At 70.1% G+C, this 8,298-nt stretch carries 12 protein-coding genes; all 12 read right to left on the reverse strand.

The features are described from left to right. Nucleotides 1-16: 16 nt before the first annotated feature. A complete protein-coding gene (locus AOK17_RS28215) occupies nucleotides 17-328 on the reverse strand; it encodes a gas vesicle protein K (protein WP_245697414.1) in 312 nt (103 codons plus the stop codon). Between the two features lie 5 nt (nucleotides 329-333). Beyond that, nucleotides 334-522 carry a gas vesicle protein gene (locus AOK17_RS28220; protein WP_055615377.1) on the reverse strand — a complete coding sequence of 63 codons (189 nt, stop codon included), beginning with the start codon at nucleotides 520-522 and terminating at the stop codon, nucleotides 334-336. Beyond that, nucleotides 519-1,337: a GvpL/GvpF family gas vesicle protein gene (locus tag AOK17_RS28225; RefSeq protein WP_055615378.1), complete on the reverse strand. Its 819-nt coding sequence runs from the start codon at nucleotides 1,335-1,337 to the stop codon at nucleotides 519-521. The genes AOK17_RS28220 and AOK17_RS28225 overlap by 4 nt, the downstream gene beginning before the upstream one ends. Further along, complete coding sequence (locus AOK17_RS28230; protein WP_055615379.1) at nucleotides 1,334-1,696, reverse strand: gas vesicle protein; 363 nt, start codon at nucleotides 1,694-1,696, stop codon at nucleotides 1,334-1,336. Before AOK17_RS28230 ends, AOK17_RS28225 begins: the two co-directional genes overlap by 4 nt. Next, the gene (locus AOK17_RS28235; protein ID WP_055615380.1) at nucleotides 1,693-2,880 is read right to left on the reverse strand and encodes an SRPBCC family protein; all 1,188 of its coding nucleotides are present in this window, start codon (nucleotides 2,878-2,880) and stop codon (nucleotides 1,693-1,695) included. Before AOK17_RS28235 ends, AOK17_RS28230 begins: the two co-directional genes overlap by 4 nt. Further along, on the reverse strand, nucleotides 2,873-3,595 hold the full coding sequence (locus AOK17_RS28240; protein WP_055615381.1) for a hypothetical protein: 723 nt from the start codon (nucleotides 3,593-3,595) through the stop codon (nucleotides 2,873-2,875). The genes AOK17_RS28235 and AOK17_RS28240 overlap by 8 nt, the downstream gene beginning before the upstream one ends. Then, the gene (locus AOK17_RS28245; RefSeq protein ID WP_055615382.1) at nucleotides 3,592-3,858 is read right to left on the reverse strand and encodes a gas vesicle protein GvpG; all 267 of its coding nucleotides are present in this window, start codon (nucleotides 3,856-3,858) and stop codon (nucleotides 3,592-3,594) included. The genes AOK17_RS28240 and AOK17_RS28245 overlap by 4 nt, the downstream gene beginning before the upstream one ends. 43 nt (nucleotides 3,859-3,901) lie before the next feature. After that, nucleotides 3,902-4,651 (reverse strand): GvpL/GvpF family gas vesicle protein, encoded by a 750-nt coding sequence (locus AOK17_RS28250; RefSeq protein ID WP_055615383.1) that lies wholly within the window; start codon nucleotides 4,649-4,651, stop codon nucleotides 3,902-3,904. Further along, entirely contained in the window at nucleotides 4,648-5,073 is a 426-nt protein-coding gene (locus tag AOK17_RS28255) for a gas vesicle structural protein GvpA (RefSeq protein WP_055615384.1), read from the reverse strand. Before AOK17_RS28255 ends, AOK17_RS28250 begins: the two co-directional genes overlap by 4 nt. Nucleotides 5,074-5,187: 114 nt before the next feature. Then, nucleotides 5,188-5,544 carry a gas vesicle protein GvpO gene (locus AOK17_RS28260; RefSeq protein WP_079053327.1) on the reverse strand — a complete coding sequence of 119 codons (357 nt, stop codon included), beginning with the start codon at nucleotides 5,542-5,544 and terminating at the stop codon, nucleotides 5,188-5,190. A 118-nt stretch (nucleotides 5,545-5,662) separates the two neighbouring features. After that, nucleotides 5,663-6,592: a non-homologous end-joining DNA ligase gene (ligD, locus tag AOK17_RS28265; RefSeq protein ID WP_055615386.1), complete on the reverse strand. Its 930-nt coding sequence runs from the start codon at nucleotides 6,590-6,592 to the stop codon at nucleotides 5,663-5,665. A gap of 75 nt (nucleotides 6,593-6,667) precedes the next feature. Further along, a partial coding sequence (locus AOK17_RS28270) for a transketolase (RefSeq protein WP_055615387.1) occupies nucleotides 6,668-8,298 on the reverse strand: 1,631 nt, incomplete at its 5' end.

Raw genomic sequence — 8,298 nt, forward strand, 5'->3', positions numbered from 1 at the left:
GTATCCACCGGTGGCTCTACTCCCTTGGCAGTAGCGGTCCGAGCGGCCCGAGGTCCAGATTCAGGTCCTCGGGCCGCAACCCGTAGCGCTCGCGCAGTTCGGCCATGCGGTCGTCCAGGAGCATCAGCGTGAGACCGATCCGCTCCTCCTGGTCCTCCGTGAGATCCCCGGTGTCGAACCGGCGCAGCGCCTGCCGCTCCATCAGCTGCCGCAGCAACTCGACCACGGTCAGCACCAGTTTGACCAGGTCCTTCTCCACGGTGTCCGGATCGAGATCCAGCCGGTTCCGCGGGGCCTTCCCGGCGGTGTCGCCGCTCAAGTCGCTCACGTCACTCACTCCAACTCCCCCCAGGGCGAGGGGACCTGCTCGTTCACCGAGCTGATGAGCGCGTTCAGGTCGATGCGTACGAGATCGACGTCCGCGATCCGCAGTGTGAGGTCGCCGGAGATGACGACCCCGCCCGCGAGCAGCCGGTCGAGCAGGTCGACGAGAGCTATCTCCCGGCGTTCCACGACGGTCACGAGTCCTCCCCGCTGAACGAGTAGGCCGCCCAGGGCCCGGTGAGTTCGACCCGGAGTCCGGGAGAGTCGTCCTTCGTGCGGTCCACCAGTTCCACGAACGCCTCGGATTCCGAACGCGGCACCAGATAGGCGGCGTTGAGCACGTTCCGGCCGGGCGCGTGGGAGAGCGCCGCGTTCTGCGGCGCGTGGATCCGGGTTTCCTCCGCGTACCCGGAAAGGGTCTCGTGCAGCCGGCGCGAGAATTCCTCTGCCCGTTCCCATTTCTCCTCGTGCGCTCTGTGCTGACCGCGCCGCTGCCGCAGATAGTCGCGCCCCGAAACGGGTTTGGCGGGAGAGGGCGCCGGCCGGGAATCCGGATTCTCGGAGGATTCCGTAGTCTCGGAAGCTTCCGGGGACTCCGTGTTCTCTGAAGCCTCCGGGGATTCCGCGTAGACCTTCACTCCCCATTCGACGCGCCCGTCGAGCCGGTCGAGCGTCCGCAGAAAGGCATCCTCGCGCTGTTCCATCATCGTGCGGACGCCGCTGTCGTCCAGGAACACGGTCGCGAGCCGGAGCGGCAGCGGCGAGGTGACGACGGTGAGCGCGTCGATCACGTTCTGGTGCGCCCGCGCGGTCGCACTGAGCCAGTCCAGGTCCTCCAGATGGGCCCGCAGCGGCCTCTCGGCGAAGTCCTCCTCCGGCACATGACCCACCACGGCGACGAGGCCGTGGTGGGTCAACTGCTTGGGCGGGACACCCGCGACGCCCGTCAGCTGGGCCGACAGCGGTGTGCCGAAGGGGCGGCAGACGGCGTAGACGTAGCGCAGACCACTCATCCCTGAGCTTCCTCCTCCGCGGGTTCGCGCTTGCGCGCGGGGGCGGCCTCACGACCGCGTTCCAGTTCGGCGACGTGTGCACGCAGCTCGGCGTTCTCCCGTGAGAGTTCGTTGCGGCGCGCGTTCGAGGACAGCTCCGGGTCGGTCTCCCACCAGTCGATGCCCATCTCCTTCGCCTTGTCGACGGAGCACACGATGAGCCTCAGTTTGATGGTGACCAGCTCGATGTCGAGCAGGTTGATGCGGATGTCGCCCGCGATCACGATGCCCTTGTCGAGCACCCGTTCGAGGATGTCGGCGAGGTTGGCGCTGCTGCCCTGCTGGCCGTAGGCGTCGGGGAAGCGCTGGGCCGTGGTCATCGGCGGCCCCGGGGCTCGGCTGCCTCGGCCTCCTCTTCGTCTACTTCGTCCACTTCGTCCTCGGGCACTTCCTCTTCCTCGGCGTACGCGTCGTGCTCGTCGTCGTACGCCTCCTCGTCCTCCTCCTCGTACTCGCCCTCCGGGTCCTCCTCGTCCTCGGGGATCTCCTCGTCCTCGGCGAGTTCGTCGGCAGCCTCGGTCTCGTCAGCGGCCTCGCTCTCGTCGTCGGCTTCGGTCTCCTCGCCGTCGTCGTCGAGCTCGTCGGACGCCTCGGTGTCCTCGGCCTCTTCCTCTTCCTCCGCGAGCGCGTCCTCGTGGGTGACGACCACTTCGCCGTCGCGGATCTCGCCGCGCCAGCTGTCGCTCGCCTCGCCCTTGAGTGTGATGAAGCGGGCGAAGTTCTTGAGGTCGAGCCGGACCCTGCGGCCCTGGGCACGCCAGATGTTGCCGGTCTTCTCGAACAGGCCCTTGGGGTAGTACTCGACGATCAGCAGGACCCGGGTGAGGTTCTCGGCGAGGGAGTGGAAGGAGACGACACCCTTCGTCGTGCCCTTGGCGCCCTCGGACGTCCAGGAGATGCGGTCGTCGGGCACCTGGTCGGTGGTCTTCGCCTTCCAGCTCCGGTTGGACCAGAAGATCTTCATCTGCCAGTCCGAGGTGGTGTCGTCGCCGCGGTTCGCGCTCTTGACGCCCTTCGCGAAGGTGCTGAAGTCCTGGAACTGGGTCCACTGGTCATAGGCCGTACGCAGCGGCACGCCGACGTCGATGTATTCAAGGATGACCGTGGGCTTCTTGCCCGCGCCGCCCTTGCGCTTGCCCTTGCCACCGGTCAGGTTCTTGAACGCGCCGACGACGCTGTCCTTGGCCCGGCCCGCGCCGAGTTCCACGGCGGACCTCAGCGGCCCCTTGCCCTCGGCCAGCTTGCGGCCACCGTCGAGGGCGAGCTTGGCGAAGCCCGGACTGTTGCCCTCGGCGATGTCGTTGAGCTTGCCCGTCGTCGCACCGAGCTTGTGCCCGACGCCGACCAGCAGCTTCTGGGCCTGGGCGCCCAGATACGCCTGGACCTCCGCCTTGAGCCGGTCGGCCGCCGCGCTCTGGGCGACGGAGGTGAGCGGGTTGTCCTTCGCGTGATCGGTCGCTTGCTTGGTCGCGTTCTTGGTCGCGGATCCGAGGGTGTCAGTCATTGTCTCCGCCTCCCCTCGTCAGCCGGCCCCGCGAAGCGCTGCGCCCGGCGGTCCTCGCCGCGGCCGTCTTCTTCGCGGGCGCCTTCTTCGCGGCCCTGGCCGCCGTCTTCTTGGCCGGGGCCTCCTTGCGGGGGCTCCGCTTCTCGGCGGCCTTCTTGGCGGGCGCCTTCTTCGCGGCCTTCTTGGCCGGGGCCCTCTTGCGCGGCCGTGGCCGATCCTCGTCCTCGGCGTCCTCGGCGGACTCCCGCTCGCCAACCTCGCCAACCTCGTCGTCCGAGGTGTCCGGGTCGCGTTCGTCGTACTCGTCGTAGTCCTCGTACTCGTCCTCGGGCTCGTCCTCCCGGTCGTCGCGGGACTTGCCACCGGACTTGCCGCCGACGCCGGGCACATCCGGAACCACGCCCGAGAGCTGGTCCCGTACCTGTGCGGTGCGTCCGTGCAGCCGGTCGGCGAGACCCTCGATCTGCCGCTCGACGAGAGCTCCGGACGCGGCCTTGCCCACGCCTCGCAGATCCTCGCGCAGCTGGTCCCCGATCTCCTTGAACTGCGGGTTGTTCTGCAGTTGCCCGGTCACCAGGTCCGCGAGGGCCCGCGGGCTGAGGTGCATCCGTTTGCCGGCCACCATCGTGCCGATCGCGAACGCCAGTTTCATCTTCTTGGTACGTCCGAGGACGTATCCGGCCCCTACCGCGAGGCCCAGTCCCAGTCGATTCATCGTGTCGTCCCGTTGTTGCCTGTTCCGGTGCCCCTGGTCATGGCGATCTCCAGCCTGTCCAGGAGCTCGTCTTCCAGACGGTCGAACTCCGCGTCGTCGATCTCGCCCGCCTCGAGCCGCTGCTCGAGGCGAGCCAGTTCGGCGCGGACCGCCGCCGGGTCGTAGTACTGGCGCTCTGCCTCCGCCACTACCTGTTGCATGGCCCAGAGGCTGCCGCGAACGGGGGCGAACGGCAGCATCAGGACCTCTCCGATCAGTCCCATGTCCTCGACTCCTCTGTTTCGGCTCTCTCGGCTCTCGCGGCTCTCAGTGGTGTGTCTCGGCGGGCTCTGACGGCCCGGGTTCGACGAAGCTGTAGGGCGGCAGCGGGCCGTGGAGCCGCACCTCGAGATGCGGCTGCCCCTTGCGGACCTCTTCGACCGCGGCGATGAAGTCCTCGGCCGACGCGCGCTCCACGAGGAACGACACGTTGGCCAGCCACCCGGTGGACTCCGGTCCGACGCTCACCGCGGCGGCGACCGGTTCCAGGGTGCGCTGGAGCTCGGCGGCGTCCTCCACCTCGCGGTGCTGCACGGCGGCGACCACCACCTCGCCGAGCCGCAGCTTGTCGTCGTAACTGCCGCCGCCCGCCTTGCGGTTGGCCTCGGTGAGCGCCCGGACCTCCGGGTTCTCGGACATCACCCGGTGCAGTACGGCCTCTTCGTCGTGGGTGGCCTTGACGTTGTACTCGACCTTGCCCGCCAGCGCCTCCAGACGCTCCTTGAAGTGGTCGGCGCGCTCGGCGAGCACCCCGGCCACGGCCGCGTCGTCCGGTGAGACGCTGCCGAACCGCATGGGCAGCACCGACGCTGCCGCGCCGGTCTCCGCCAGCACGTTCTGGTGGGCGAGCAGGTCCCTGCGCTTGGGCCGCAGCCCTTCGGGCGCGTCGCTGACGACCGCGGCGAGGTCGCCCTCCTTGATGATGCGCACCTGCCGGGCCGGCTCGCCGACCCCTTCCATGCCGTCGGGGAGCGAAGGATGCGAACCGGTCGTGATGCCGTAGACGTACGTACTCACTCCTGCTCCTCCTTCCGGCGTGCCGCGGTGGACTTGCGGGCGCGCGGCCTGGACTCGGTCTGGCCGTCCTCGCGGGCCTCCTTGAAGGCACCGGAGATCGTCTCGGCGGCGCCGGACAGCGCCCCCTTCGACTTGCCTCGCGCGCCGGACTCGGTGATCTCACCGACCAGGTCGGGGAGTCCGGGGCTGCCCTTGGATCCGGCCTCCAGGTCGAGCCGGTTGCACGCCTCCGCGAAGCGCAGATACGTGTCGACGCTGGCGATGACGACACGCACGTCGATCTTCAGGATCTCGATACCGATGACGGAGACCCGGATGAAGGCGTCGATGACGATCCCTCGGTCCAGGACGAGTTCCAGGACGTCGTAGAGGCCGCTGGAGCCGCCTCCGCCGCCACTCTGCTGTGCCGGGACAACGGTCATGCCGACCGTGCCTCCTTGTCTGTTGTGGATGTGTGAGCGAAGCGGGACGGGGGCCCGGCCCGAAGGACCGGAGACGGGCCGTCCCGCCCGAAGGAATGGAGAAGGGTCCGCGGCCTACCGGCCGCCGGGCCTGTTGGAGTCGGACCTCCCGCGTTCGTAGCGCCGGACACGCCGATAGCCGGTGAGCTCGCCCTGGAGGTCGCAGGTCGCCTCGTAGCTGGCGAGCAGGCTCATCGTGTCGGGGACCCTGACCAGTTCCAGGACCTCGATCTGCAACGTCCAGCCGTCCTCGGTGCGTTCGAAGGACGACACGGACTCGGCAACCATTCCGGTCAGCTCCGCGAGCTGGGTGCGCGCGTTGCGCAGCACCTCCATGGGGCTCGGTATGTCCTCGTCCACCGTGCTTTTCGCCTTGCCCTTGGGAGAGTTCGATGAACTCTGTGAACCTGGTGTGCTGGATGTGTTCGACATGGCCACCTCGGACTCCGAGTGGCCCGGCGGACGTTGGCCAAACCTCCGGCGACACGTTCCTCGGCCGGTTCTGAGGACCCGGCCCGAAGCCGGTTGTTCGGACCGGCCGGTACGTGCCTCAGCCGCGCAGCGCGTTCAGCCGGCGCCGGGCCGGGCCGAGCGCCCGCCCTCTGCGGAGCAGCCCCTCCCAGGGGTCGGTGCGGGCCTGCTCGACGGCGTCCGCGACGGTCCATCGGCGCGGGCCGAGCCCGGGGTCGTCGAGCTGTTCCCAGGTGAGCGGTGTGGCGACCGGGGCGCCGGGCCTGGCGCGGACACTGAAGGGGGCGACCGAGGTCTGGGCGTAGGCGTTGCGCTGGATGTCCAGGTAGAGGCGGTCGCCGCGGTCCTTCTTGCGGGCGGCCGTGGTGAGCCGCTCGGGGTGTGCCTCGGTGAGGGTGTCGGCGACTGCCTTGGCGAACTCCCGTACCTCGTCGAAGTCGTGCCGTCCGTCGAGCGGTACGACGACGTGCAGTCCTCGGGAGCCGGTCGTCATCAGGGCGGACGGCAGCCGGAGTTCGTCGAGCAGCTCGCCGAGCAGCAGGGCTGCCTCGCGCACCGGTTCGAAGTCGTCGGCGGAGGGGTCGAGGTCGAAGACCAGCCGGTCGGGACGGTCGACCCGGCCGTCCCGCGAGACCCGCGACAGCCACCGGTGCAGGGTCAGGCATGCCTTGTCGGCGAGGTGGACGAGGGTCGCGGTGTCGTCGCACACGGGGTGGACGACGGTGCCGCCCTCCTTGGACACCTCGACCCGCCTGATCCACTCCGGGTCGTGGTCCTGGACGTTCTTCTGCATGAACCGGGGCCCGCCGAGCCCGTCCGGGTACCGCTCCAGCATCAGCGGCCGTCCCCGCAGGTGCGGCAGCATGTACGGGGCGACCTCCCGGTAGTACGCGACCAGGTCGGCCTTCGTGTACTCCTTCGCCGGCCCGTCGCCGGGGAACAGCACCTTGTCGGGCCGGTGGACCTCGACGGTCCGCCGCCCGGCCCGTACGGACCGTGTGCCGGCCATGGTCACTCCTTCCGGACGCCCGTGTCCCGTACGGACCGGGCGGGACGCGTCATCGCACCTACCGGTCTGGACGGGTCATCGCACGATCGCGTTCTCCACCAGGAGCTTCGCCGAGGCCGCGATCGACTCGGCGTCGATGCCGGCGGCGTGCAGCTGCTCCTCGGGCGAGGCCGAGCCGGGCATGGTGCGCACGGCGAGCCGGACCAGCCGGGGCACGGGGCGCCCGTCGAGGAAGGCGTCGAGGACCGCGTCGCCGAGGCCGCCCTCCTCGTGGTGGTCCTCCACGGTCAGCAGGCATCCGGTGCGCTCGGCGGCCTCGCGCAGGGCGCGACGGTCGACGGGCTTGACCGAGTACAGGTCGATGACCTGCACGGAGATACCGTCGGCGGCCAGCGCGTCCGCGGCCTTCAGGGCCTCGTGCACGGTCGCTCCGGCGGCGACGACGGTCAGCCGGTCCTGCGGGGAGGCCCGCAGCACCTTGCTGCCGCCGACCGGGAACTCCTCGTTCGGGCCGTACAGGACCGGCATCTCGCCGCGCGAGGTGCGCAGATAGCGGACGCCCTCGCAGCCCGCCATCTCGGCGACGAGCTTGGCGGTCTGGTTGCCGTCGCACGGGTAGAGCACGGTCGAGCCGTGCACCGCCCGGAACATCGCCAGGTCCTCAAGCCCCATCTGCGAGGGCCCGTCCTGCCCGATCGCGACGCCCGCGTGGGAGCCGACGAGGTTGATGCCCGCCCCGCTGACGGACGCCATCCGGACGAAGTCGTGGGCGCGCGTGAGGAAGGCGGCGAAGGTCGACACGTACGGCACCCAGCCGCGCGCGGCGAGCCCCACGGCCGCCGCGACCAGCTGCTGTTCGGCGATGTAGCACTCGAAGAACCGGTCGGGGTGCTCCTTCGCGAAGAACTCGGCGCGCGTCGAGTCGCTCACCTCGCCGTCGAGGGCGACGACGTCTCCGCGCGCGGTGCCCAGCGCGGCGAGCGCCTGCCCGTAGGCGTTGCGGGTGGCGACCTCGTCGCCGGTCTCGTAGCGCGGCAGTTCCAGGTGCCCGGCGCGTACGGCGTGGAGCATGCGGGCGGCGGGCGGCTGCCGGACCTCGACGCGGAGGTCGCGCACTCCGCCGAGTTCCGCGATCGCCTCGTCGGCGTCGGGCAGCGGCTTGCCGTGCAGGCCCTCGCGGTCCTGGACGGACGCGACGCCCTTGCCCTTGAGGGTGCGGGCGATGATCGCGGTCGGCTGTCCGACGGTGGCGACCGCCTCGCGGTACGCGCGGTCGATCGCGTCGACGTCATGGCCGTCGACCTCGACGGTGTGCCAGCCGAAGGCCTGGAAGCGGCGGGCGTACGCGTCGAGATCGTGGCCGTGCCGGGTGGGGCCGCGCTGGCCGAGCCGGTTGACGTCCACGATCGCCGTGAGGTTGTCGAGGTGCTCGTATCCGGCGTGCTCGGCCGCCTCCCAGACGGAGCCCTCGGCCATCTCGCTGTCGCCGCACAGCACCCACACGCGGTAGCCGACCCGGTCGAGCCGCTTGCCGGACAGCGCGATGCCCACACCGACGGGCAGGCCCTGCCCGAGCGATCCGGTGGCCGTCTCGACCCACGGCAGCCGACGCGGTGTCGGATGCCCTTCGAGACGACTACCGAGCCTGCGGAACGTCATCAGCTCGGTGTCGTTGATCGCCCCGGCCGCCTTGTACGCGGCGTACA

The sequence above is a fragment of the Streptomyces phaeochromogenes genome, assembly GCF_001418655.1.
Lineage (GTDB): Bacteria > Actinomycetota > Actinomycetes > Streptomycetales > Streptomycetaceae > Streptomyces > Streptomyces phaeochromogenes.

Excerpts from the sequence above, each read along its gene's own strand:
- AOK17_RS28225 (WP_055615378.1), bottom strand. The coding sequence starts at position 1,337 with ATGAGTGGTCTGCGCTACGTCTACGCCGTCTGCCGCCCCTTCGGCACA.
- AOK17_RS28230 (WP_055615379.1), bottom strand. The coding sequence starts at position 1,696 with ATGACCACGGCCCAGCGCTTCCCCGACGCCTACGGCCAGCAGGGCAGC.
- AOK17_RS28235 (WP_055615380.1), bottom strand. The coding sequence starts at position 2,880 with ATGACTGACACCCTCGGATCCGCGACCAAGAACGCGACCAAGCAAGCG.
- AOK17_RS28240 (WP_055615381.1), bottom strand. The coding sequence starts at position 3,595 with ATGAATCGACTGGGACTGGGCCTCGCGGTAGGGGCCGGATACGTCCTC.
- AOK17_RS28245 (WP_055615382.1), bottom strand. The coding sequence starts at position 3,858 with ATGGGACTGATCGGAGAGGTCCTGATGCTGCCGTTCGCCCCCGTTCGC.
- AOK17_RS28255 (WP_055615384.1), bottom strand. The coding sequence starts at position 5,073 with ATGACCGTTGTCCCGGCACAGCAGAGTGGCGGCGGAGGCGGCTCCAGC.
- AOK17_RS28260 (WP_079053327.1), bottom strand. The coding sequence starts at position 5,544 with ATGTCGAACACATCCAGCACACCAGGTTCACAGAGTTCATCGAACTCT.
- ligD (WP_055615386.1), bottom strand. The coding sequence starts at position 6,592 with ATGGCCGGCACACGGTCCGTACGGGCCGGGCGGCGGACCGTCGAGGTC.